Origin of the sequence: Pseudomonas sp. 10S5, from assembly GCF_035019745.1 — a bacterium.
Classification (GTDB): Bacteria; Pseudomonadota; Gammaproteobacteria; order Pseudomonadales; family Pseudomonadaceae; genus Aquipseudomonas.
This window is the reverse complement of record NZ_JASJVL010000014.1, coordinates 43,592-66,851: the sequence shown is the minus strand read 5'-3', so window position 1 is coordinate 66,851 and position 23,260 is coordinate 43,592. Positions and strand designations below refer to the sequence as shown.

At 52.2% G+C, this 23,260-nt stretch carries 20 protein-coding genes and 3 pseudogenes; 10 read left to right on the top strand and 13 right to left on the bottom strand.

The annotated features are described in order from the left end of the window. Nucleotides 1-143: 143 nt before the first annotated feature. The 11 genes and pseudogenes from QN378_RS16185 to QN378_RS16140 form a co-directional block, all read right to left on the bottom strand. The gene (locus QN378_RS16185) at nt 144-2,330 is read right to left on the bottom strand and encodes a heavy metal translocating P-type ATPase (RefSeq protein ID WP_322201907.1); all 2,187 of its coding nucleotides are present in this window, start codon (nt 2,328-2,330) and stop codon (nt 144-146) included. Between the two features lie 210 nt (nt 2,331-2,540). Continuing rightward, the gene (locus QN378_RS16180; RefSeq protein ID WP_322201909.1) at nt 2,541-4,157 is read right to left on the bottom strand and encodes an inorganic phosphate transporter; all 1,617 of its coding nucleotides are present in this window, start codon (nt 4,155-4,157) and stop codon (nt 2,541-2,543) included. Between the two features lie 90 nt (nt 4,158-4,247). Then, nucleotides 4,248-4,391: pseudogene (locus QN378_RS16175) on the bottom strand (magnesium transporter CorA); the annotation flags it as partial. 89 nt (nt 4,392-4,480) lie between these two features. Then, nucleotides 4,481-5,251, bottom strand: a complete 771-nt coding sequence (locus tag QN378_RS23660) for a methyl-accepting chemotaxis protein (RefSeq protein WP_416350648.1) — start codon at nt 5,249-5,251, stop codon at nt 4,481-4,483. Nucleotides 5,252-5,365: 114 nt separating this feature from the next. Next, a pseudogene (locus QN378_RS23655) lies at nt 5,366-5,524 on the bottom strand (HAMP domain-containing protein); the annotation flags it as partial. A gap of 765 nt (nt 5,525-6,289) precedes the next feature. Then, nucleotides 6,290-7,111: an aldo/keto reductase gene (locus QN378_RS16165; RefSeq protein ID WP_323548313.1), complete on the bottom strand. Its 822-nt coding sequence runs from the start codon at nt 7,109-7,111 to the stop codon at nt 6,290-6,292. 153 nt (nt 7,112-7,264) lie between these two features. Next, nucleotides 7,265-8,692, bottom strand: coding sequence for an efflux transporter outer membrane subunit (locus QN378_RS16160; protein ID WP_323548315.1), 1,428 nt, complete (start codon nt 8,690-8,692; stop codon nt 7,265-7,267). Continuing rightward, nucleotides 8,689-9,600 (bottom strand): HlyD family secretion protein, encoded by a 912-nt coding sequence (locus QN378_RS16155; protein WP_323548317.1) that lies wholly within the window; start codon nt 9,598-9,600, stop codon nt 8,689-8,691. Before QN378_RS16155 ends, QN378_RS16160 begins: the two co-directional genes overlap by 4 nt. Further along, entirely contained in the window at nt 9,597-9,806 is a 210-nt protein-coding gene (locus QN378_RS16150; RefSeq protein ID WP_323548320.1) for a DUF1656 domain-containing protein, read from the bottom strand. Before QN378_RS16150 ends, QN378_RS16155 begins: the two co-directional genes overlap by 4 nt. Next, nucleotides 9,803-11,887: an FUSC family protein gene (locus QN378_RS16145; RefSeq protein WP_323548321.1), complete on the bottom strand. Its 2,085-nt coding sequence runs from the start codon at nt 11,885-11,887 to the stop codon at nt 9,803-9,805. Before QN378_RS16145 ends, QN378_RS16150 begins: the two co-directional genes overlap by 4 nt. Then, nucleotides 11,884-12,336 carry a MarR family winged helix-turn-helix transcriptional regulator gene (locus tag QN378_RS16140; protein WP_323548323.1) on the bottom strand — a complete coding sequence of 151 codons (453 nt, stop codon included), beginning with the start codon at nt 12,334-12,336 and terminating at the stop codon, nt 11,884-11,886. The genes QN378_RS16145 and QN378_RS16140 overlap by 4 nt, the downstream gene beginning before the upstream one ends. Nucleotides 12,337-12,526: 190 nt before the next feature. On the opposite strand from QN378_RS16140, the gene QN378_RS16135 reads away from it, so the two are divergent. Next, entirely contained in the window at nt 12,527-13,099 is a 573-nt protein-coding gene (locus QN378_RS16135) for a YbhB/YbcL family Raf kinase inhibitor-like protein (protein WP_323548324.1), read from the top strand. Between the two features lie 252 nt (nt 13,100-13,351). Here QN378_RS16135 and QN378_RS23650 read toward each other — a convergent pair. Continuing rightward, nucleotides 13,352-13,465, bottom strand: a pseudogene (locus QN378_RS23650) (heavy metal sensor histidine kinase); the annotation flags it as partial. A 969-nt stretch (nt 13,466-14,434) separates the two neighbouring features. Here QN378_RS23650 and QN378_RS16130 point away from each other — a divergent pair. The 9 genes from QN378_RS16130 (at nt 14,435) to QN378_RS16090 (ending at nt 21,762) form a co-directional block, all read left to right on the top strand. After that, nucleotides 14,435-15,172 (top strand): ArpA protein, encoded by a 738-nt coding sequence (locus tag QN378_RS16130; RefSeq protein WP_323548326.1) that lies wholly within the window; start codon nt 14,435-14,437, stop codon nt 15,170-15,172. A gap of 16 nt (nt 15,173-15,188) precedes the next feature. Next, nucleotides 15,189-15,647: a VOC family protein gene (locus tag QN378_RS16125; protein ID WP_323548327.1), complete on the top strand. Its 459-nt coding sequence runs from the start codon at nt 15,189-15,191 to the stop codon at nt 15,645-15,647. Beyond that, entirely contained in the window at nt 15,644-16,090 is a 447-nt protein-coding gene (locus tag QN378_RS16120; protein ID WP_323548329.1) for a DUF3291 domain-containing protein, read from the top strand. Before QN378_RS16125 ends, QN378_RS16120 begins: the two co-directional genes overlap by 4 nt. 11 nt (nt 16,091-16,101) lie before the next feature. Next, a complete protein-coding gene (locus tag QN378_RS16115; protein ID WP_323548331.1) occupies nt 16,102-16,974 on the top strand; it encodes an iron-containing redox enzyme family protein in 873 nt (290 codons plus the stop codon). Nucleotides 16,975-17,192: 218 nt separating this feature from the next. After that, complete coding sequence (locus QN378_RS16110; protein ID WP_323548334.1) at nt 17,193-18,209, top strand: ATP-grasp domain-containing protein; 1,017 nt, start codon at nt 17,193-17,195, stop codon at nt 18,207-18,209. A 113-nt stretch (nt 18,210-18,322) separates the two neighbouring features. Beyond that, nucleotides 18,323-19,534 (top strand): cation:proton antiporter, encoded by a 1,212-nt coding sequence (locus tag QN378_RS16105; RefSeq protein ID WP_323548336.1) that lies wholly within the window; start codon nt 18,323-18,325, stop codon nt 19,532-19,534. Between the two features lie 58 nt (nt 19,535-19,592). After that, complete coding sequence (locus QN378_RS16100; protein ID WP_323548337.1) at nt 19,593-20,462, top strand: DMT family transporter; 870 nt, start codon at nt 19,593-19,595, stop codon at nt 20,460-20,462. 108 nt (nt 20,463-20,570) lie between these two features. After that, complete coding sequence (locus tag QN378_RS16095) at nt 20,571-21,512, top strand: LysR family transcriptional regulator (RefSeq protein WP_323548339.1); 942 nt, start codon at nt 20,571-20,573, stop codon at nt 21,510-21,512. A gap of 76 nt (nt 21,513-21,588) precedes the next feature. Continuing rightward, nucleotides 21,589-21,762 (top strand): rubredoxin, encoded by a 174-nt coding sequence (locus tag QN378_RS16090; protein WP_323548340.1) that lies wholly within the window; start codon nt 21,589-21,591, stop codon nt 21,760-21,762. A 143-nt stretch (nt 21,763-21,905) separates the two neighbouring features. Here the strand turns inward: QN378_RS16090 and QN378_RS16085 are convergent, their stop codons facing one another. Beyond that, nucleotides 21,906-23,234 carry a heavy metal sensor histidine kinase gene (locus tag QN378_RS16085; protein WP_323548343.1) on the bottom strand — a complete coding sequence of 443 codons (1,329 nt, stop codon included), beginning with the start codon at nt 23,232-23,234 and terminating at the stop codon, nt 21,906-21,908. Between the last annotated feature and the right edge of the window lie 26 nt (nt 23,235-23,260).

Sequence of the window (23,260 nt, the reverse complement as noted above, 5' to 3'; positions counted from 1 at the left end):
GGGTTTGGGCGGATCATGAGCGGGTACAGCAGTTAATTCCAAGACGCATATACAATCTGCACGATAAGTTCTGACTATAAGAGGCTTGCCGGGCTGCAGGACCGCTTCGCGCTCCATCGCAAGCAAGCCTACTCTCGCAAGTTTTACTCCCCCGAAGGCCTCCAGGTTTTCAACAGCAGCGCGTTGCTGACCACCGAGACGCTAGATAAGGCCATGGCGGCGCCGGCGATGACCGGATTAAGGAAACCGAACGCTGCCAATGGAATGCCGACCATGTTGAAGACGAATGCCCAGAACAGATTTTGCCGAATCTTCGCGTAGGTCTTGCGACTGATGTCCAGTGCAGCGGGGATCAGTAACGGGTCGCCGCGCATCAGGGTGATGCCCGCAGTGTGCATCGCGACATCGGTGCCCCCGCCCATCGCAATGCCGACATCGGCAGCGGCCAGGGCCGGGGCATCGTTGATGCCGTCGCCAACCATAGCGACCACTCTGGTTTTTTTCAGTTCAATCACCATGGCTGCCTTGTCTGCGGGCAGAACTTGTGCGTGCACATCGGCGATGCCCAGGGCTTGAGCCACCCATCGGGCACTGCCTTGATTATCGCCCGTTAACAGGTGGCTACTGATGTGTCGCGCAGTCAGTTGTTTGATGGCTTGATCGGCCCCAGGCTTGAGCGTGTCACCAAAAGCAAATAGCCCCAGTAACGAGGGTAGCGGCCCAATCTCAATCAACCAGGACAACGTTTGACCCTCGGACTCCCATGCCTGCGCATCGGCTGCCATCCCCGCCATGTCGAGACCGTTCTCTTGCAAGATCCGGTGGCTGCCCAAAGCCAATGATCTTCCGTCCACCGTGCCGGTGATGCCCCGTCCCGTCAAAGACTGGCTAGCCGTCACTGACGCGACAGATAAATGCTGCTCTTTACATGCGTCCAGAACAGCTTTAGCCAAGGGGTGCTCACTGCCCAGTTGCAGCGCGCCGGCCCATTGCAGCAACTGTTGTTGATTACCATCCACCGCAGATACATGGCTGATACGCGGTTTGCCCGAGGTTAAGGTGCCAGTCTTGTCGAGAACCACGGCCGTCACCTCATGGGCGCGTTCCAGAGATTCAGCGTCTTTGATTAGAATGCCAAAGCGTGCAGCAACGCCCGTCCCAGCCATGATCGCAGTGGGGGTCGCTAATCCCAGTGCACAAGGGCAGGCAATGACCAGCACCGCCACCGCATTGATTAGCGCAACTTCTACGGGAACGCCGACCCATAACCACCCCAGTAGGGTCACGACAGCGATCAGCAGTACTACTGGGACGAAGACCTCACTGACTCTGTCCACCAGCTTCTGGATCGGTGCTTTTGCCGCTTGAGCATCCTCCACCAGACGAATAATTCGTGACAATACTGATTCGGCGCCGATGGCGGTTGTTTTGACGTGCAGCCGACCTTCGCCATTAATTGCGCCGCCGGTCACTTTATCCCCAGGCTGTTTGAACACCGGCAGGCTCTCGCCGCTGATCAGAGCCTCGTCGGCGTGGCTTTGGCCTTCGATCACCTCACCGTCCACCGGAAAACGCTCACCGGGTTTGACCGACACCACGTCGTTCAAGCGCAGGGCGCTGATGGCTACGTCCCGTTCCTGGCCATCGACTATCTGTATTGCGCGCTCTGGACGCAGCGCTTCAAGGGCGCGGATAGCCCCGGCGGTTTGTCGTTTAGCGCGGCTTTCCAGGTATTTGCCCAGCAGCACTAAGGCGATCACCACCGCCGACGCTTCGAAATACAGATGCGGCATGTTGCCAGCTGAAGTCTTTGCCCATTCGTACACGCTCAGCCCGTAACCGGCACTGGTACCCAATGCGACCAATAGGTCCATGTTCCCGGACCTGGCCCGAACGGCTTTCCATGCGGCAATATAAAATCGGGCACCGAAAACAAATTGTACGGGGGTAGCCAAGGCAAATTGCATCCATGGGGCCAACATCCAATGCACCCCAAACGGTTGCAACAGCATCGGAACCACCAGTGGCACTGCCAAGATAATGGCCAGCAGCAGGATTAGCCGTTCGGTGTGCAGGTGTTTTTGCTGCTGCTTCAAGGTGGTCTGTCGGTCTTCGATGGGGCGTGCGCTGTAGCCGGCATCATCGACCGCGGCGATCAATGCAGCCAGGTCAGTGGGCCCGACCAGTTCAATCCGGGCGCGCTCGGTTGCGAGGTTAACGCTAGCACTCTTAACCCCTGCGACTTTGTTCAGCGCCCGTTCGACACGCCCCGAACAAGAGGCACAGGTCATGCCTGAAATAGAAAGGTTGGCGGTAGTGGACGCGATCATCACTGGGGCTCCATGGGTGATTTGACCCACAGCATCAACCTTGCCATCAGGTTAAGGTCAAGCGCCTTTTTTTTCGATTGATGAAGAGGGATCGTTACCAAGTCAGGTCAGAACCGGGTCATCGGTACTTCCATGGGTGAGCACGCCACCAGCCAGAGCGGCGACGTAACACCGGACTGGGCTGATGACGATAGAGGCAAGGCAAAGCATTCAAAAAATCTGAGTAAATAACCAGTACAGCGAACCGGATAGCACCATCGCCGCTGGCAGCGTCAACACCCACGCCATCGCCAAGTTGCGCAGGGTACGCATTTGCAGCCCAGAACCGTTGGCGACCATAGCCCCAGCCACACCCGACGACAGAACGTGGGTAGTTGAAACCGGCAGCCCATACATGTCCGCTGCACCGATGGTAACCATTGCCACCAGCTCTGCCGAAGCGCCCTGTGCGTAGGTCAGGTGGGTTTTGCCGATCTTCTCGCCGACGGTCACGACGATCCGCTTCCAGCCCACCATGGTTCCGAGGCCCAGTGCCACAGCCACTGCGATTTTGACCCACAGCGGTATGAACCGCGTAGCAGTGTCGATCTGCGCCTTAAACTGTTGCAACTTGGCCTGGGTATCAGCGTCGAAATTCCCGACTTTGTTCGCGGTGATCAAGCGAATCGTTTCTGATGTCAAGTACATGTCATTTCGTACGTTGGCCGTAGCTTCGGCGGGCACTTTCGAAAGCGAACCGTAATCGCCCACCTGAATGCCGATTTTGCCGGTCATGGCTGCAAGGGCCGGGATCAGCGTCGGCGTGGCCTGTTTAGTGCGCACGTAAGTCGTCAGCTCTAGGCGCGGATCGGCCGGGGCTGGCTGGGTAACACTTTTGTTTAATGCCTGTTGCGTGACCTGGGCCACTGCCGCGAACTGCACCGACTGATCAGCCGGCATCGCGCGGTTAAGTGCATAGGCCATGGGCAAGGTGCCGACCAAGATCAACATAATCAGGCCCATGCCTTTTTGCCCATCGTTGGACCCGTGGGCGAACGACACTCCGGTGCAGGTCAGAATCAACAGGCCTCGAATCCACAGGGGAGGCGGGGCGCTGCCTTCTGGTGCCCTATACAAAGCTCGGTTCTTGATAAATATGCGCATCACCACCAACAGCAATGCGGCGAACGCAAAGCCAATCAAGGGCGATAGCAGCAGCGAATAGCCGATTTTGATTGCTTGGCTCCAATCGACCCCGCTGGTGCCGTCGCGACCATGCATCAGGGCATTGGACACGCCGACGCCGATGATTGATCCGATTAAGGTGTGCGATGAAGAAGCTGGCAGCCCAAGCCACCATGTGCCCAAATTCCACAATATTGCCGCAATCAATAATGCGAAAATCATCGCAAAGCCGGCCGATGAACCCACCTGCAAAATCAGCTCTACCGGCAGTAATGCAATGATGCCGAATGCCACTGCGCCGCTTGAGGTCAGCACACCAAGAAAGTTGAAGCAACCGGACCAGGCCACCGCGAAATTGGGCGGCAGTGAATGGGTGTAAATTACCGTCGCCACGGCATTGGCGGTGTCATGGAAACCGTTAACGAATTCAAATCCGAGCGCGATCAACAACGCGACGCCTAACAACAGAAATGGCGTCCAAGTGATTACCGCAGAGCCTACGTTATCGACGTCATGCATCAGGCTGTAGGCAGTAAATAACAAGCCGCAGCCGAGTATGGCAAAAAAAACAATCCAGGTGAGCAAGCTCGGTTTACGGTCTATTCGCAGTCTAGAGCCAGATGCTTGGAGCAGCGAATCCGGCGCCAAGGAATTGCTGGGCATGATGTGAAGTCCTGTTTATTGGAGTTCACCCTATGATCATTACAGAATGTGACAAACTTATGATAGCGCTGAGCAACTGGTTATGTGTCTTTCAGCTTCCAGCAACCAGGCGGGTGGACGGTTCAGCACGCGCATGAGTGAACCCGGCTCTAGCGCCAACAGCCGATGCAAGCGCACCAACACCCGACGCATTGCGCCCAGGTCGGCACGGTTATCGCTCAAACGAGATGACAGCTGCTCGCTGACCGGGAAGCGCCTGTCATGGTTACAGGCTTGCGATCCCGCATCATGGCGAGCGCTTCTTGCAGTCTTTACAGCTAAAGTCAGGCGCTCAGACGGGCCGTGACTTCATTCAACTGACCCGATAAACCGTGCAGGTTACGACTGGCCGTTTCAGTGCGTTTTACGTTGTCTTGGTTCGCGTTGGCGATTTGAGTAATTTCGGTCAAGTTGCGTGAAATGTCTTCGGCAACTGATGTTTGCTCTTCGGCGGCCGTGGCGATTTGCCGATTCATGTCACGGATCGCTTCCACCGCTTCGGTGATACGGCGCAACATCAGGCCAGCTTCGGTGACTTGCTGGACACTTTCCTCGCTCCGGGATTGACCGCTTTCAATAGCTTTCACCGCTTCGACGGCGCCAGTTTGCACGGTGCTGATGATGTGATTGATCTCCGCAGTCGAAGCGGCGGTGCGTTGCGCCAGACTGCGAACTTCGTCGGCGACTACGGCGAAACCACGTCCAGCGTCGCCTGCGCGTGCCGCTTCAATGGCCGCGTTCAGAGCCAGCAAGTTGGTTTGCTCGGCAATGCCGCGAATGACCTCAAGCACCTTGCTGATGCGGCCGCTGTCTGTTTCCAATTGGCGGATGACCAATGCAGTGTTGGAAATCTCCCCGCGCATATGAGTGATCGCAGAAATAGTAGTGCGCATGACCTGCTCGCCTTGTTGGGCACTATGGTCGGCTTGATCGGCGGCGGTGGCCGCTTGCGCAGCGTGGCGAGCCACTTCCTGAGCGGTGGCGGACATTTCATTCATCGCGGTGGCGACTTGATCGGTGCGGTCGAATTGCTCGGTAGTGCCCTGGGAGATCAACTGCGCAATCGCGTTTAGCTCGCCGCTGGCGCCGTCCAGGTCCGAAGCGCTACGTTTCAGGCTGCTGAAGGTGTCAGCCAGGAAGTCGCGCAGGGTATTGGCAGCAACCGCCAGGCGGCCCAATTCGTCTTGGCGTTCGGCATTGACCCGCTGACCAAATTGGCCTTGGCTGAGTTGGGCGACGTACTCGATCAGGCGCCGAATCGGGTCGATCAGGTTACGGTTCAAGAGCCACAGGCTCAGCAGGCCAATAATCAATCCTGACGCAAGCATGACCCCGATACCGAGCAAAATAATGCGGTTTGCGTCAGCACTGATCATCTCGGATCGCTGATTGCCCTGCGTTCGTAATTGGGCGACCAGCGTGCTCATTTGCTCGCTGGCAGCGCGGTCCATGCCTTTGACGGCGGTATCACCTACGGTCGGGTCGCCGTTGGCTGCGACAAACGCATCACGACCTTTCTGATAATTGGTCCCCAGTACACGATGGCTTTCGCGCAGCTGTTCAATACTGGATTTCAATTCAGGGTTGGCGCTGGTCTCGGTGATGAGTTGACCCAGAATGGCTTGCACCTGAACTTGGCGTTCGTCGAACTGGCCCCAGTATTTATTCAGGTCCGCAGGTTGCTTACCGCGCAATAGGACGTTCTTCCACTCCTGGACCTGAATCTTGAATTGAAGGTTGGCTTCATCGAGCAATTGCGACGTGTGCAGCGGTCCGTCGATCAGCGCTCTATAGTTATGCACGCTGGTGGACAGGAAGTGAAAGCATGCCAACGCGATCAATAAAGTCGCTAACAGGCTGCCGCCGAGCAACGCCAAAATCTGAGCTCTGAGGGATTTTTTCAAGAACATGGACGGTATCTCGTGGCTAGGGACGAAAGCATTCCGCGCCTGGAACGGCGCGCGATGATGACGTCCCTGTCCCTTCGAGTCTGGGGGGTGTCCCGTACTTGAAGGCTTATAAACAGAGAGTCGGCTGACGCCTGAAATTCTTGAACCCATTTGGATGGATGGGCTTTGATAGGGCCTAGGTATTCATATCATCGCCAGCGGTAGTTTGTGAATGGGCGCAGGCCAAGCATTCTCGATTGCATTCAGGTCGTCGTCGCTCAACACCCATTGCGCGGCCAAGGCGTTGAGGTGCAAGTGTTCAGCATCAACTGCTTTGGGGATGGCGATTACTCCCGGATGGCGTAAAACCCACGCCAGACAAATTTGCGCAGGCGTGGCGTTATATTGGGCGGCGATAGCCCGTAGCACCGGACTTTTCAACAAGCGCCCGCCTTGGGCAATCGGCGAGTAGGCCATTAGCGGCATGCCGTTCGCCTGGCTCCATGGCAACAGGTCAAACTCGATGCCGCGCTGTTCGATGTTGTACAGCACTTGGTTAGTGGCGCAGGCCGGGTCGTTGAGTTCCCTCAGATCAGAGACATCGAAATTGGACACCCCCCAGCGGCCAATTTTGCCCGCTTCGCGCAACCGCTCGAAGGCTTCGGCGGTTTCTTCGAGGGGGTACTGTCCGGGCCAGTGCAGTAAGTACAGATCGATGTAGTCGGTACCCAGCCGCTGCAGGCTCCGTTCGCACGCCGCCGGCAGGCCTTTGCGGCTGGAGTTGTGCGGGTACACCTTGCTGACCAAGTACACTTGGTCGCGCCGCCCGGCGATAGCCTCGCCGACGACTCTTTCAGCATCGCCTTCAGCGTACATCTCAGCGGTATCAATCAACGTCATGCCCAGTTCAATGCCCAGGCGCAGCGCGGCGACTTCGTCTTTTCGCTGGGAAGCGTCTTCGCCTATGTGCCAGGTGCCTTGGCCGATGACAGGAACCGATGAGCCAGCCAGATCGAGGGTTCGCATAAAACCTCCTGCTGATGAGTGATCATTGAATCGGGCAGCGGGATTGGGGAGTGGTTCAAAGTTTAAGCGTTTGGATGAGCGTTGGCTAAGGTCCTTGGACTTATCGCAGCCTTCGGCAGCGCCTACAAAAAACTGCTGCACACAACGCCAACTTCACTGATTACGCGCACTCTCCCAACCACCCCCCAACGCCAGGAACAAATCGATCTGGCCCATGGCGACTTGGGTATTGGCTGTCGCCAGTTGCGCCCGCACATCGGTGTAGGTACGGGTGGCTTGCAGGTCGGCGAGGAATGAAGCGCGTCCGGCGCGGAAGAAACGGTGTGTTTGTTCGGCGGCCTGTTGCGCCGATTGTTGCGCATCTGCCAAGGCGTCTCGGCGTTCCAGCAGGGCGGTGTATTGCGCCAGGCTGGTTTGGGTTTCGCGGATCGCATTCAACACGGTCCCGTCAAACCGCGCCAAGGCGGCCTGGGTCGAGGCTTCGGCTTCGTGAATGCGCGCCCGGGAACCATTCGACGGGACGGTCCAGCTCAGTAACGGGCCAAAGCCCCAACGGTTGGTGGCCTGCTTACCGAGGTCGTCGAGGATGCCTACGGTGCCAATCGTCGCGCCGATGCTGATGTCCGGGTACAACTCGCCCGTGGCCACGCCAATACCGGCCGTCGCAACGGCCAATCGACGTTCGGCCTGGCGCACATCGGGGCGACGTTTGAGCAATGCGGCGCCATCACCCACCGGCATGACTTGTGCGATGTGTGGCAGTTGGGCACAGGTCGCGACCCCAGCGGGCAACTGATCAAGGGGTTTGGCCAACAGCATCGACAGGCGGAACAGTCCAGTTTGGCGCGCGGCTGTGTAGCGGGGTAACTCTGCGCCCAAGGACTTGAACTGCGTTTGCGAACGGGTGACCTGGGTATCATCGCCACGGCCCGCGTCGCGAAGACGCTGGGTCAGCTTCAAGCTTTCGCGCTGCAAATCCAACGATTGCTGGGCGATGCCTTGTTCTTCATTGGCCGCGCAGACTTGGGCGTAGGCCCGCACTACATCGGCGACCAAGGTAATCCGCGCGGTGTCGGACGCAGCCTGGGTCGCATCGGCGTTGGCTTGGGCGGCCTCGATACCGCGTTGCAGGGTGCCGAACAGGTCGAATTGATAAGAGGTACTGATGCCAATGTCACCGACATTGGTCACCGGGACTTTTTCAGTCAGCAGATAAGCTTCCCCCGACTCCTGCAACCGTTGCGCCCCGAGTTTCACGCTGCTGTGGAAGCCGCCCGCAGCTTGGGCTTCTTGGACCTGCATGCGTGCCCGCGACAGATTGGCCGCCGCGACCCGCAGGTCGGTGTTGGTGGCCATGGCTTGCTGAATCAGCTGATTGAGGCGCTGATCCTGATACAGCCGCCACCAGTCTTGCGCGACCGGTGCCGAGATCACGTTGGCGCCTTCGCCCGCCAGTTCGCCCTGTATGTCCGGGCGATTGAGGGCGGCGTCTTTGGGCAGGTGGTAATCCGGGCCGACTACTTGGCAGGCCGACAACATCACGCTCAGCGCGAGGATCGTGAGACGGACGCCAGGTTTCATTTCACGGCTTCCTTGTCTTTAGCGTTCTGCGTGGCAAGGTCGGCATCGTTAATCATCGACACAGTTGCGGTACGACCGGCAATCATGCGGAAGTCTTCGGGCACGCTGTCAAAGGCGATTCTTACCGGAATTCGTTGAGCCAAACGCACCCAACTGAACGCCGGATTGATGTTTGGTAGCAGGTTGGAGCCGCTGCTGCGGTCACGGTCTTCGATAGCGGCGACGATGCTTTGCACATGACCGCGCAAGCGGGTGTGGTCGCCAATCACACGGATATCCACAGCCTGGCCGATGTGAATGCCGGACAGTTTGGTTTCTTCAAAATAGCCGTCGATGTGAAACGACGAACCGTCCACCACTGACAGCACCGCACGACCGGCGCTGACGAACTCTTGCGCGCGCGGTGCACGGTCGTTGAGGTAGCCGTCCACAGGGCTGCGAATCACCGAGCGATCCAAGTTTAGCTTCGCCGCGTCCACTGCCACCTGAGCTTCGCTCAATGCTGCCAGGCCTCGAGCCTCGCGGGACTGGCTTTCTTCCAGTTGTTCCTGGGCGACCAGATTGCCCAGACCCCGGTTACGTTTGTTCTCGCGACGGGCCTGTTCATAGGCCTCCTGACGTTCCGCGACTGTGGCTTGGGCCTGACGCAAAGCCAGACGAAAGCGGTCCTGGTCGATAATGAACAGCACTTGGCCTTTGCTCACGACTTGGTTGTCCACCACCTCAACGCGTTGAATCAGCCCCGAAACGTCCGGCGCGATTTGTACTATGTCGGCGCGGATATGCCCGTCCCGGGTCCAGGGAGCGAACATGTAGTACATCACCATGCGCCAAACAACGACCGAGGCAAAAATCACAATCAGCAGGGTCAGGACCACGCGGCCCAACGTCAGTAAAGGTTTTTTCATTTCATCAGGTATCGACTGAGAGTATCCACAGCGCCGAGCAGCAGAGCGTATAGACCTACGTTGAACAAAGCCCGGTGCCAGACCAGACGATAAAAGTGGGCGCGGTTGAGCAACGCATGCACCCCCAGGTAGAGCGCATATGTGATGCCCATCACCACCAGCAGCGTGGGGACGAAGATGCCACTGATGTCCACATCACCGATCATAACGGTGCTCCGTCGAGCCCATAGGGCGGTTGTTCTTCAAATTCGCCTGCCGTCACGATCTCAACGCCAGGCAACAGTGCCAGACGCAAACCGCTGAGGGCGTGCAATAAGTGGACGCGGGTGGGGTCATCGCCCATCCAGTCAAATGTCATCGAGCGCCGCGCCCGGTCCATGGTGTTCAATAGGCCTTTGGGTGCAGGCAAGCGTTCTCGAGCATCGAGACACGCCTGGAAATAAGCGCTGACGTCATCGATGACTTGCCGCAACAACGCTTGTGGCACGGGATGAACGCGGGGCAGGTATGCCAGTAAATCCAGCAAATTGAGGGTCACCCGCAGCTCGCGCAGGGCGATGCCGGTGTCTTGAGCGGTGATGGTCAGGCGCGGCAAATGCTGCATCAAGCGGTCGAGCATTTTCACCGCCATCAGCCTGTGCTCATTGAGTGTCCCGGGCTGGCTGAGGCTGGCAATGTCGCGCCAACCGAAACGCGTAAGGCGCTTGGCGGCAAACTCAACCCCGAATGGTCGCACCACCAGGGTCCAGACAAACGCAAACAGGAGGCCGACCGGGCCCGCCATGTTGTTGTTGATGAAAACCAGGAAGTCTGTGTCATAGGCGCCCTGGATGCTGATGAAGGTTGCCGTATTGACCAGCGTCAGCAAGGTGCCGAGGTAGAAGCGCGGCTGCACGGTCAGCGTTGCAATCCAGATAAACGGGACGGCGAACGCGAGGACCAGCATCGGGAAGTCGTTGAGGTTTGGCAGCACTAGAAACAGGTACAAACTGGCGAGGATTACCGCCACCGTGGTCCAAAAAAAGAAGCGATAAATCTGCGGTGCAGGGTCATCCATGGCGGCGAAAAAACTACAGGCCACGGCCGCAAGAATCACCGCGCTGCCGCCTTCGGGCCAGCCCAATATAATCCATAGCACCGAGGCGACGATGATCGCCGCAACCCCGGAAAGCACCGAATACAGCATCAGGCCACGATCAAGAAAGGGCGTCAGTCGACCCAGCCGCCAGTGTCGATATACCGCACGCCATGGCGATTGATCATCAGTGCGCAGGGCATGTTGCAGGCTGCGGCAGTCTTGCCATAAATCCACCCATTCGTTCAGCCGGTACAAGGCGTTGGATAACAACAATTGATTCCGATCGTCGAGTCGTTCCGGGCTAGGTTGCAACTGTTTGAGCTTGGCGCGTAACGCCTGCCACCTCTCTGGAGAGGCGCTTTCATGGGTATTTGTCAACCAGGCACGAGCGTCTTCAAGCGCCGATTGCAGGGGTGCAAGCAGCTCAGGAGTACGCCGCTCTACTGCCCAAAGCGCGTCGTCCAACGCATCTATAACGGGCAGCAAATGGATCATCCGACCGCGCAACTCTTTGCTGTTGCGCAAGTTTTGTGCGCGAACGCCTTCGTGAGACAACTGGCCGATCATCAGCTCCAGGGAGTTGAAGCTACCCACCATGGCTGCGCGTAGTGAGCCTATCGCCTCGGACTGCTGGGTACGGCTTAAAAAGCTATCACTGTAAGCAGAGGCGTCGGCGAACCATTTGTTGGTGGTGTCCATGACCACTGGGGCCAAGTGTCGGGGCCAGAACATGGCGCCAATTACAGCGGCACAGACGATGCCGAGAAAAATTTCTTCGGTGCGCGCCACGGCGATATCGAACACTGCCATCGGGTTGTCGACCACCGGAAACGCAATCAGCGGCAGGGTATAACCGGCGAGCATAAAGGCGTAGCTATTTGCCGTGCGCAAGTGCAACGAAAGGAACAGCAGCGTCCCGGTCCACAGGGCAATGACAATCGCCAACAGGATGGGGGTCTGCACAAACAGCGGTACGAAAAGTACTGCCGCTGCCGCTCCCGCAAAGGTGCCGATAGCTCGGTACAGCGCCTTGGAGCTGGTAGGGCCAACAAACGGGCTGGATACGATATACACCGTGGCCATGGCCCAGTATGGCCGAGGCAATTCCATAATTAAGGCGATGTACAACGCTACCATCGACGCGGCGAAAGTGCGTAGGCCGAAGAACCAGTCGCGGGCCGGCGGTACGCTGGCAAAGAAGCCCTTCACGGCAAACACTCCGCGTCCTGATGACCCGCTTCTTCGAATGCGTGCAACACCCGCAGGGTGGCTTCCAAATCGCCGATTTCAACGTTTTTCAGCACCTTGCGGCGCAGGCTTTTGAGTTCGTCTTCGATGGAAAGGGCCAACGTTCGTCCGCTGTCGGTCAGGCTCAAGGTTTTGGCGCGGCGGTCAGTTGGGTCTTCGGTGCGCAGAACAATATCAGCGGCACACAATTGATCGAGCAAACGTACCAAGGACGGGCTTTCAAGTCCTGCAGCCTGGGCTACAGTCACTTGGCGCACGCCATCGCCTAGCCGCAAGATCATCAGCAACGGCATCGCGCAGGCTTCGGAGATGCCGTAATTGACCAGCGTGTTCTGGCATATCCGGCGCCAATGGCGAGAGGCCGCGACGATGCTCCGGCTGATGCTCATTTGCAGTAAATCAAGTTTCATGGCGCTGCCGGATTAAATAGGTGAAGGTGATATTATTAGGATGCTAACTAATAGCTTGTAACAGTGTCGATGTGACGTCAACCGGCATTTTTGCGAACTGACGAGATGAATTTGCACAGGGGTCAACAGTCCAATATCCAGCAACGCGGTGCGTGATGTTCCGAATACCTTCAATCGACAGGTGGCCCGCATGAGTCGTTCATTCCGAAAGCGTCTTACCCAAACCTGGTTAACCGCCGGTGCGATGGCGCTGTGTTTGCAATTCACTGCGCAGGCCGCCCAACCACGTTTCACCCTCAGCATGCCCGACGCAGAAGACAACGCGTTTTTCTCCGCTGATAACGCCGCCAGTGCCAATGGTTGCGGGGGCAAGAACGTTTCGCCGGCGCTGTACTGGAGCAATCCACCCAAGGGCACGCAAAGTTTTGCGTTGGTGTTGCATGACCCCGATGGGCAGAAGGGCTTGGGCGTTGATCACTGGCTGCGTTATGGCCTGCCGTTCAGCCTTGAGCAGATTGTGCAGGGGGTCGGCGCCGAATCGAAGCTTGAGGGGGTAGGGGGAATCAATACTCGCGGCACCACCGATTACATGGGCCCTTGTCCGCCTCCGGGGGACAGTGCACATCACTATGTGATTCAACTGTATGCCTTGGATCTAGCCCACGATGCGCTTAAGCCGGGTTTGAGTGGAGACGAATTACGCGCCGCCATCAAAGGCCATATTTTGGGGGTGAGCAGCGTGGTGCGGCGTTACCAGCGGTAGGGTCTGTACAGGCTGTGTAGAGCCAACTTGTTGGCGAGAGCCCAGGCGCGGCGTGTCAGTTACACCGCTTACCGATAAATTGACACCGTCGATTGCAAGCAGCCGTAAATACTGTGGGAGCAGGCTTGCCTGCGAAGAGGCCGGTCATCGTGCCGCTGATGTCGACCTGAAACCTGGGTTGCGTGCAAGGACGCTTTCGTTGGCAAGCCAACGTGTTGACGAAGGGCCACACGCGGTGTGCCTAAAGTTCTGTCAAACCGGAAACCCCAGCGCAAACCGAATCCGCCCGGTTGCCGGCTGGGTCACTTCAACCCTTCCGCCGTGCAGATGCATGATTGCCGCGACAATGGCCAGAGCAAGGCCGTTGAATAGAAATTTCGTAATTAGCACGTCGCTGGAAATAACTTGAAACTAATTCGCTCTAATATGGTGATTGATTACCAGACCAACTGTTACATAAGCCAGTAAATGGTCATCCTCTGTGGAGAGTGTGTGTGGAAATAATTAGAAGCATTTTTAGCTGCAGATGTGAAAAAGTTTTATACCCTGCATTTGTCGGGGATTGATTTGAATGGAACATCAAAGTAAATTGATTGCAGTTGATAGTCAAGTAAGAGCCGATGGCCTAATGGATTATTATGTCGTAATTTTCTAATCATAATTTTTTATGATGGGGCTAAAACGCAGATCTTCGCCGCTAAACGATGCCAGTGGTGCAATAGGTCACCACTGAAAAATACATAGGAGATGATAATGGATACGTTTCATTCCGATTAGCCAGAAAATATGCCCAGAAAATATGCCCAGTTCTAACGGCAGGGAGATCTCTGAAGATAGCTGTCTGCCGCGAATCAGATTATGAACTGCTGAAAAAAGCTTGGGCCATGTTTTAGGCTCATTATTGCTATGCAAAGAGATGCATATCTTTCCGGTGCGTAAGATATGGCCAAAAGACGTATTTTTGTTTACCCCCTAGCGTTGCGCGCTATGCGATTTCGCACAGGGCAGTATTTTTCAAAGCTGTAGATGATTATTTAATCGTATGGTTACGCTGCTCATCGCAAGGCAACAATAGAATAAAACTTCCATCTTCCCCTGAGGTTTTGAGTGGAAAGCAATAGTGCGTTGTTTCTTACGAAGTAACAATGACGCCGCATTTGGCGATGATGCATATTATCGTATTTGCGCGGGTGTCCTAAAATGCAGGACATTACTGCGGTCTAGGAACGAGTGCAAGTCGTGTGGTGTGGTATATCCTGGATCAAATTAGCATTAAGATTTAATCATGGCTAAAGCGATAGCCTTCTTTATTTTCTCAACTAGTGAGTGTGAAATATGTCAGGCAACGTAGCCACTGAGATTCATGATGACGTGCTTAATTCCGATCCTTTTGAAGGGCGAGATTTTTTTTGGGAGCAGCATCGATTTGCAAGAGATGGATATCTGAAAATTAATCATTTAATAGATCCGAGCGTCCGTGAGCTAATAGGGGCCGACGTGAAATATCTTCTCGAGAATTTTTCAAAACGACGAGATTTTTTGATCGAGTCGACAGGGCATACGCCTAGAAACCTTAGCAACGTCACGCAGGAAAATATTGAGGCGAATGGCAGATATATTCCCTTGGCCTACAATTCAAAATACCTCATGAGTCTTATCGGTAATATCGTAAAAGAAGACGTGATCCCTACTCCGTGGAAATGGGATAACTATATAATCAACTGCCAGCATAAATCCGGTGATACTCACGGGTGGCATTGGGGCGACTATCCATACACAATTATCTGGATTGTCGAGGCTCCAAGTATCGAGGCCGGCGGTCTTCTCGAATGTGTACCACATACCAACTGGAACAAGAAAAACTCACGAATTGAGGATCTATTAGTAGAAAATAAAATTGATTCGTATTTTCATCTTACCGGTGATGTGTACCTTCTCAAGGCAGATACTACCTTGCATCGAGTAAAGCCGCTTACCCAAGATGTAATGCGCATTATCCTAAATACTACTTGGGAACGGGCCCGCGATAAAGACCGCCACGTAGAGCACGAAACATTTGTATTTCGTGATTGAAGGCGTCGAGTAATTTATGAGCAATATTAAATATAGCCACACGAATCTAATAACTACAAATTGGAGAAGGTTGTCTAAGTTTTATACAGATGTGTTTGGCTGCGTTCAAACTGGTCCGATGCGGAGCCTGTCTGGTAGGCATGTCGAAGATGGTACCAATGTCCGCGAGCCGGTAATAGAAGGGGTACACCTTCTATTACCGGGGTATGAGGCGGATGGACCGACACTTGAAATATTTCAGTACGGTAGCGTTGAGGACCATGTTGAAAAATCTGCGAACTCAAAAGGATACACTCATATAGCCTTTGAGGTCTCCGATATGAGCGAAGTGTGCGCAAAGGTAGTACGAGGAGGAGGCTGGATGTTAGGAAAACTGTCGCGTCAACCGGTGAAAGGTGTAGGTATTTGCACATTTATATACGTGCGGGATCCAGATAGAAATATTATTGAAATTCAGAGCTGGGAGTTTCTATGACCGATGTGCTTGCACAGTTTGATTTAGTTAGTCCAAAATTTCCAAAAAACGACGCGAGGATGGACGCTTTCTATTCATCATCCAAATATGTGAACGGATTAGCGGAAAGCCATCAAGGTTTTATATGGCGAGAAACGAACGAGAATTTGCAACTACTTTATGAGTTATGGGGGGAAGGATATCTATATACGCTTTCATTATGGAAGGACGTAAGTGCATTCAAAAGTTTTTTGTACAACTCACCCCATTCCGAGTTTATAAGGCGAGGGCGTGAGTGGTTTAATCCAATATCCATGCCCCGAGTGGTTATGTGGTGGGTACCCGAAGGGCATATTCCAAGTCTACAGGACGCGCACGAGCGGATGAAAATGTTATATGAAATTGGACCATCATATAATGCGTTTGATTTAAAAAATAGCGATTTCCCCATAAGTGCTTATTAAGGCAGAAAAAAATGAATCAAACTACGCTAGAGGCACAACAGCAGATTGCAGACTATTATCGGAGCTTTCTAGGCGATCCGGCAGGACTGATAGAAAAACAAGCGACGATTCGATTAGATCGCGAAGCCGTTGAATGTATAGAGGATGCTTGGAATAAGCAGGAAGAGTCATTGGTAGATGTTGAAAACCTTCCATTAAATAAAGAAGATTTTCTATCATGGTATCTATTGTATGAAAAAAAAATAAATGAAGATATAAGGTTTTTTGTCGATTTTATGAGACATGACGCAACTGCCGAGCAGGTTGCTTACTATATATGTATGGAGGAAATGGTTGATGGGTCGTTTGATGACTTAATGGCGGTGACACAGGTTGGGATGCCTATTGGATGCAAAATGGTTGCTGGCGAAAATTATTGGGATGAAATGGGTAATGGAAATTTCGAGCTCGTACATACTACGATGTTCAAAACTTCATCTCTCTATATGAGAGGGCTGCTTGAAAAAACTGAGGTTGCCCTAGAAACTCCACCAATAGAGTGTCTGATGAACGGGAACATCTTGTTAATGTGGGCTGTCAGGCGTGAATATAATGTTCGTTTGATCGGCGCCATGGGTCTCGTTGAAGGTTCCGCGCCGGTGCGTTTTGGAGCAACTACGGCAGCAATGGAACGCTTACATTTGCCAAATAAAGTAATTGCGTATCATAAAGCACATATCAGTATTGATACCCGCCACAGCGCCGCCTGGTATAAAACAGTTTTACAGCATTACTCCAATTGTGGCGAGAGCGTGATACGGGAATTGTCCCTGGGCGTAATAGTTAGGTATAACGTAGCTTTGCGTTATTATAAGCACATGTATGAAGTAATGCGGAGAATCTAATGAGGTATCATGCGCATGTGATCATAGTTATTGATCCGGTAAGTTCCGCACGTCAGTATGGTCCGGAGATACGGCGTAAGGGGTATTATGCGGTAGCATTGGTCACGAGGGAAAGGTTTCCCGGACGACTTCATAACCTTCATTGCGTTGATGGGTTCGATGAAGTAATCCGGGTGTCGGATTTAGCTGACGCACAAGCAAAACTCCAAGGAGTCGCCGTGCGTGCAATTATCCCTGGATCAGACTCTGCATTGAAGATATCTGATAAATTGGCAGATCATTTTTTTGTGGTAGGTAATCCTGTAGCCACGTGTCTGTCGAGGGTAAATAAATGGGAAATGAAGAAACGCCTTATTTCAAAGGGTATCAATGCAACACCATCTTTTAAAATCACACTGGACGAATTGATTGAAGGTGCTGAATTTGATATACCTTTTCCGATGGTCGTTAAGCCATGTCAAGGCACTGGTAGTAAAAACGTTAAGATATGCAACTCTAGAGGCGATGTTTATCGGGCATTAGCCGCTATTGAATCAGCAGGCGAGTCATACATAGCAGAAGAAAAGTTTGCTCTTATGGAGGAGTATATTGATGGTCAAGAGTATTTCATTGCTACTGCGAATTTGGGAAAAAACCTATCTAGACAGATTTTATGTTTCGCTGAGTATGAAAAAATCAGGGTCGGAAATAACCCTAGCGTCTATAAAAATATTAGATCCGTTTCGCCCCTGAGTGAAATGGCACTAAACGCATTCTCTTATGTAGAGCAAGTGAATGATACCCTTGAAGCTAATATAGGTATTAACGACATTGAGTTCAAAATTAACTCGAAAGGAGTATTTATTATTGAGCAAAATGGACGTCTGCCGGGCGCTAACGTCCCGAGTCTAATCGAATTATGCACAGGGATTAACCTCTACGACCTGAATATTGATCTGTTCTTAGGCGTCCCCCCTTTATATGTACATGCCCCCGAATATCATAAGCATTTTTGCATATGTTGCTTGATATCTTACAAAGGCGGTAACCTCAAGAAAATCGATGGTCTAGAGTTTGTAACGGAATTAGAATCCTTCCAGCAGGTGAATCTGTTAGTAACCGAAGGCGATATCGTCGAACCCACTGAAGATTTTTTATCTTCTTGGGGGTTTGTATATCTAGCTCATGAAAATCCTGAGCTTCTGAAGCTACATTCGGATATTGTCCATGAAAAAATGAAGTTATTATATTTTTAATATGTTCCTTGCTATCAAAGCAGTCGAGCGGTGTTTTCAATGGATGGAAAAGTTTGTAGGCCAAGGGGGGTAAAATGTCCAGCTGGATAATACAGATATGCCTGATACTGTTTATGTCCAATTTGTTCGGTCAGCTTGCGGTTAAAATACGACAAAGTAGGGTGGTTGGCGAGATTGCCGCTGGGTTAGTTTTGGGGCCTACTGTATTAGGTTCTGCTTTTCCACATATTTCTGGTCTGTTATTTTCATCGCAGTCTATTGATATCCTCAAGGCATTAAGTGAGTTGGGCCTTTTGTTGCTGATTTTCGAAATACCTTGGCATATGCCTGAGTCTAAGCGCGCAAATATTTCGGGTTTCGGTCCGGTGGTTGTGTCTGTGTTGGGGGCATTGGCTTCATTTGGACTTGGTTGTATGATCGGTGCCTATTCAAAAGAAGAAATTGCCCCCGAACAAAGTTTTTGGCCATATGTTCTTTTTTGTGGGATTGTATTGTCGGTTACCGCGTTACCAGTATTGGTTCGTATTGTTCGGGATAATAATATCAGCGGGGATGTGGGCCAAATGGCTCTTTCTTCGGCGTTGTATACTGAGATATTTACATGCTTGGGGTTGGCGATTGTGTTCGCTATTCAGCTTAGTGATGTCGAGAGCTCGGTTAATAGTGTTGTTAGGTTTATGGGGTTTATTCTATTTGTTGTTTTTTCACTATATATAATAAGGCCGTTAATAAAAGCTAAATTATTTTCATATTTAAATTTTGGCGAGCGTACGCGTGTTAGTTTCGCATTCGTTTATTGTCTTGTTTCCGCTCAAATAACCGCGCTACTAGGTTTCCATCAAGTTATTGGTGCTATTTTAGCGGCGTATATTTTTAGTAGCACTTCAGGCATGCAAGTAATTTGGAGAAAATGGATTGGGAGATTTGGGGATTTGATACTCAGCCCGATTTTCTTTGCATACTCAGGCATACAGGTGTCATTGGGCGCGTTTGGCGACTTGAATCTATGGATGTGGCTTGCAATATTCGTAGTTGGAGGTCTGTTTGGGAAGATTGCCGGATCTTACGCCGGGGGAAGGTTGATGGGCTTAGATGCAGCTTCTTCACTTGAGCTAGGAGTTCTTATGAACACTAAAGGGTTGATTGAGCTGGTTGTGCTTGGCATTGGATTGGAAATGGGTATTCTTTCCAGTAGCGCATATAGTGTATTGCTTCTATTGGCCCTTATCTCGACGGCATTGACTGTTCCGTTAGTTGGCTTGTTACATAAAAAAGAAGGGAAGGCATCGGAGAATTATAGTTCTGCTTCGAAAACAGATCTTTAATTTTTTATCAGATTCAACAGCTTGTTTTTGATATGGCCGATAATAAAGGGATGAGATTTTGGATGTTTTCATGGGACTAATGGCCGCCGTGCTTTGGGGGGCAACGGATTTTTTAGTAGGAGTAAACGCTAGAGCGGTCGGTGTTAGGCGAGCAGTTTTCTTGGGGCAGTTGCTTGGATTAATTATAATGAGTCTCATCCTAATTTTATTTTATGGTCAGCTGTTAAAATTATTGCATGCCGCTTTGAGCACGTTGTTGTTAGGGATCGCTGCATCTCTGTTTACTGTGATAGGTGCATTGGCGCTGTCCATGGCCTTTTCTGTGGGGAAGACGGCGGTAGTAGCTCCCCTGGTAACCACCTACGGAGTGTTCACTACTATCTTGGCATGGTGCGGTGGTGACTCCATTTCACAGGCGCAGTTCGCGGGGATCCTGATCTGTATAGTAGGTGTTATTTTAGCCAGTCGAACTGGTGGTGCAGCTACAACAGATACTAAAACTCAAAACAAATTGGCTATTGGTTACGCATTAAGTTCAGCTGTGCTCTACGGTGCTAGTTTTTGGTTGCAGGGTAAATATACACTTCCAACGATTGGTCCGATGAATATGCTCTGGCTGGGCTACGTGGTAGGGGTTGTGTGTTTGGCTCCGATGGTAATTAAATCAATTTCTGATATTAGCATTCCTCCGGTAAAAACGATTGGCACTATATGTGGTGCAAGTTTATTCAATTTGGGTGCGTTTTCAGCTTTTTCGTGGGGTGTCCTTAGCGGGTCTTTATCCGTTGTAACTGTTATCAGTACGTTATCTGGAGGTATCGCCGCGATTTTAGGGTATGTGTTTTATCGAGAGCGTCTGACCTGCGTTCAAGTAAGTGGTGTCTTACTCGTATTGATTGGAGCAGTGATGTTGCATTTGTATAGTTGATTTCATAATTTATATCAAATATCTCAATGGTTTTTCAAGCAGTACATGGCAGGTTCTCATCAAAAGTTACAGTTTATCCAATTGGCTTAGTAATATGGGTGATCGTATATGACGGAACATCGAGAATACGTACAAAAAAGTCACGTTGAAATGTTGCCTTATATGGCAGCGTTTGCGGTGGTTGTTGAAACTGGAAGTTTTATAGAGGCATCCATAAGGCTGGGTCTGACGCCTTCTGCTGTGAGTAAGCAGATATCCAAGCTCGAAAGTGTATTGTCGCTACGGTTAATTGAGCGGAGTACTCGACAACTTAAGGTAAACGCCGAGGGAGCAGAGATTTATCCTTACTGTAGAAATCTAATTGATTCTGCTGCGAACGTGTTCAAATTGAAAGATGGATTTCTTGAAAAGCCTCAGGGTCTTATTCGTGTTGTGGTTCCAAGTATTTTATATGGACTTTGCAACCAACTTATGCCCGAATTCCTCTGTAGATATCCAGAAGTGAGTGTGCAATTAATTTCCAGCGATAGCTCTTGGGATCTCATATCAGATAGCATAGACATATGCATAAAAGTTACTAATTCGCCTCCACTTGGATTAATAGCGCGTAAGTTGTTTAAGGTCGGATTCATTCTCTGTGCGTCGGAAAAATATTTAGAACAGAGCGGTGTCCCGTGTCATCCCGCTGAGCTAAGTAGCCACAGTTGTATTCCTATTGCCGGAGCGGCTGAAAATGAACAGTGGGAGTTTTCAACAGAAGGAGAAAATTGCGATGTGAAAGTTTCAGGCAGATATTTTTCTGATAGTCCAGAAGCAGTTCTCAATGCAACCCTCTCAGGGCTAGGTATTTCCTGCTTACCTACAATTGTGGTGTCAGACTTGATTGAACAAAATCAACTTGTACAGCTATTGGCTGCTTGGGAGTATATAGGTCCATCCCGGGGGATGGCGTGGATACTATACAAATCCAATAAGCACGTTGCTCAAAGAATAAAAGTGATGGTTGAGTATTTGTTATTGGAGCTTCGACCCTTCGGGCAGATCCAATAAGCAAGGATGGCTACATAGTCTCTTGTTTTTATATGCTTTGAGATAACAGACATTTAGTAAGCTTATAGAGGTTTTAATGTTTTCTGAGTCGACTAGGTATGTATGCGGACCATGTTGGTATACATATGATCCATTGGTTGGAGATCCCGAGCATAGAATTCCTCCAGGAACTGCTTTCGAGGACTTACCTGATGACTGGGTTTGCCCGGATTGTGGGATTGGTAAAGAGTATTTTGTTCCCGGAAATTGAGTGCGGTTACTATCGTTGGGTAGCCGAAGTGCTTATGACTGTCACGTCCTTTAAGCGAGTTCTGAATAGAGGTTTCAATTTTTAGAAATGTTTCTCATCACATGGGCTTATAATTTAGTCCCCTGAAACATTGGAATGGTGTTTCAAGCCGGAAACCCCAAGGCAAACCGAATCCGCCCGTTCGCCGGCTGGGTCACTTCAACCCTTCCGCCATGCAGGTGCATGATGGCCGCGACAATGGCCAGGCCGAGGCCATTGGAGTCGGAGCTTTGGTGGCGGGAGGCGTCGCCGCGGTAGAAGCGGTCGAAGAGTTTGGTCAGGGCCACTGCGGCCAATACCGGGCCTTGGTTTTCAACCTGAATCAGCCATTCCTGGTCGCGCCGGTCGACCCGTACTACTACCTCGCTGCCCTCGTCGGCATAGCGAATTGCGTTGGCGACCAGGTTGCTCAAGGCCCGGCGCAGCAAACTCGGATCAGCGTTTAACGTGCCGCCACCGCTGGTATGGATCGTCAGTTGGCGCTCGTCGGCCAAGCCCTCAAAATACCCGGCCACCCGCTGCATTTCGGTTTCCAGATTCAACGGTTGCCGCTCAAGCACGGCCTGGGCTTCATCCGCCCGGGCGAGGAACAGGATGCTTTCGACCAGCCGCGAGATACGCTCTAGCTCCTCCAGATTCGAGGCCAGCAGTGCCTGGTATTCATCAACGCTGCGGGTTTGCCTTAGCGCCACTTGGCAATGGCCCATCAACGATCCCACCGGGGTGCGGATTTCATGGGCTAAATCAGCGGAGAACTGCGTCAAGCGCTGGTAGCCTTCCGACAACCGATCGAGCATGGCGTTGAACGCTTCGGATAGCTGGTGTAATTCGACAGACGTATCTCGCCCGTCGAGACGGCTGTCGAGCCGGGCCGGAGTGATATCGGCTGCATGGGCCGCCATTCGCCGCAAGGGCCGCAACCCACGGCGCAGTAACAGATAACCGAGGAGGGCGGTGACGACGAAAGCCAAGGTCACGGCGGCATAAATGCGTTGGCGGAAGCTGGCAAGCATGGCCATTTCCTTAACCATCACGTGGGCCGCCACCAACTGCACTTGCGTTCCTTCTGAGAGTACTTGGGTCGATGCAGCACGCAACGGTACGCCTTCCTGGCTCATACCGCTGCGTAAGTCGGCGTCATTCAAGGCCCGGTCTTGCCCTGCCACGGGCAAATTCGGCAGTGGGGCGTGCAGCGGATTCACTGATATCACCGGCGGTTTGCCCGGCTCGCCAATGATAAAAATGTCTTCTTCGCTGTCGAGCATGTTCTCGAACAGTTGCGGGCTGCTCTTGAACTTGTCTAGCGTCAGGTCGTAACGCAACAATTTTCGAAAGTGATCGAGCCGCGCAAGCACTGCGTGGTCACTTCGCAGCATTACGGTTTCTTTCATTGACTCATATAGGTACAGCCCGGCCCCTGCCACGGTGAGCATGGCCACCAACGCGAACGCCAGCGAGG

Excerpts from the sequence above, each read along its gene's own strand:
- QN378_RS16140 (WP_323548323.1), bottom strand. The coding sequence starts at position 12,336 with ATGAAACTTGATTTACTGCAAATGAGCATCAGCCGGAGCATCGTCGCG.
- QN378_RS16120 (WP_323548329.1), top strand. The coding sequence starts at position 15,644 with ATGACCGATGTGCTTGCACAGTTTGATTTAGTTAGTCCAAAATTTCCA.
- QN378_RS16130 (WP_323548326.1), top strand. The coding sequence starts at position 14,435 with ATGTCAGGCAACGTAGCCACTGAGATTCATGATGACGTGCTTAATTCC.
- QN378_RS16090 (WP_323548340.1), top strand. The coding sequence starts at position 21,589 with ATGTTTTCTGAGTCGACTAGGTATGTATGCGGACCATGTTGGTATACA.
- QN378_RS16150 (WP_323548320.1), bottom strand. The coding sequence starts at position 9,806 with ATGATCGGTGATGTGGACATCAGTGGCATCTTCGTCCCCACGCTGCTG.
- QN378_RS16155 (WP_323548317.1), bottom strand. The coding sequence starts at position 9,600 with ATGAAAAAACCTTTACTGACGTTGGGCCGCGTGGTCCTGACCCTGCTG.
- QN378_RS16095 (WP_323548339.1), top strand. The coding sequence starts at position 20,571 with ATGACGGAACATCGAGAATACGTACAAAAAAGTCACGTTGAAATGTTG.
- QN378_RS16105 (WP_323548336.1), top strand. The coding sequence starts at position 18,323 with ATGTCCAATTTGTTCGGTCAGCTTGCGGTTAAAATACGACAAAGTAGG.
- QN378_RS16125 (WP_323548327.1), top strand. The coding sequence starts at position 15,189 with ATGAGCAATATTAAATATAGCCACACGAATCTAATAACTACAAATTGG.
- QN378_RS16115 (WP_323548331.1), top strand. The coding sequence starts at position 16,102 with ATGAATCAAACTACGCTAGAGGCACAACAGCAGATTGCAGACTATTAT.
- QN378_RS16135 (WP_323548324.1), top strand. The coding sequence starts at position 12,527 with ATGAGTCGTTCATTCCGAAAGCGTCTTACCCAAACCTGGTTAACCGCC.
- QN378_RS16185 (WP_322201907.1), bottom strand. The coding sequence starts at position 2,330 with ATGATCGCGTCCACTACCGCCAACCTTTCTATTTCAGGCATGACCTGT.
- QN378_RS16085 (WP_323548343.1), bottom strand. The coding sequence starts at position 23,234 with ATGCTCACCGTGGCAGGGGCCGGGCTGTACCTATATGAGTCAATGAAA.
- QN378_RS16165 (WP_323548313.1), bottom strand. The coding sequence starts at position 7,111 with ATGCGAACCCTCGATCTGGCTGGCTCATCGGTTCCTGTCATCGGCCAA.
- QN378_RS16160 (WP_323548315.1), bottom strand. The coding sequence starts at position 8,692 with ATGAAACCTGGCGTCCGTCTCACGATCCTCGCGCTGAGCGTGATGTTG.
- QN378_RS16180 (WP_322201909.1), bottom strand. The coding sequence starts at position 4,157 with ATGCCCAGCAATTCCTTGGCGCCGGATTCGCTGCTCCAAGCATCTGGC.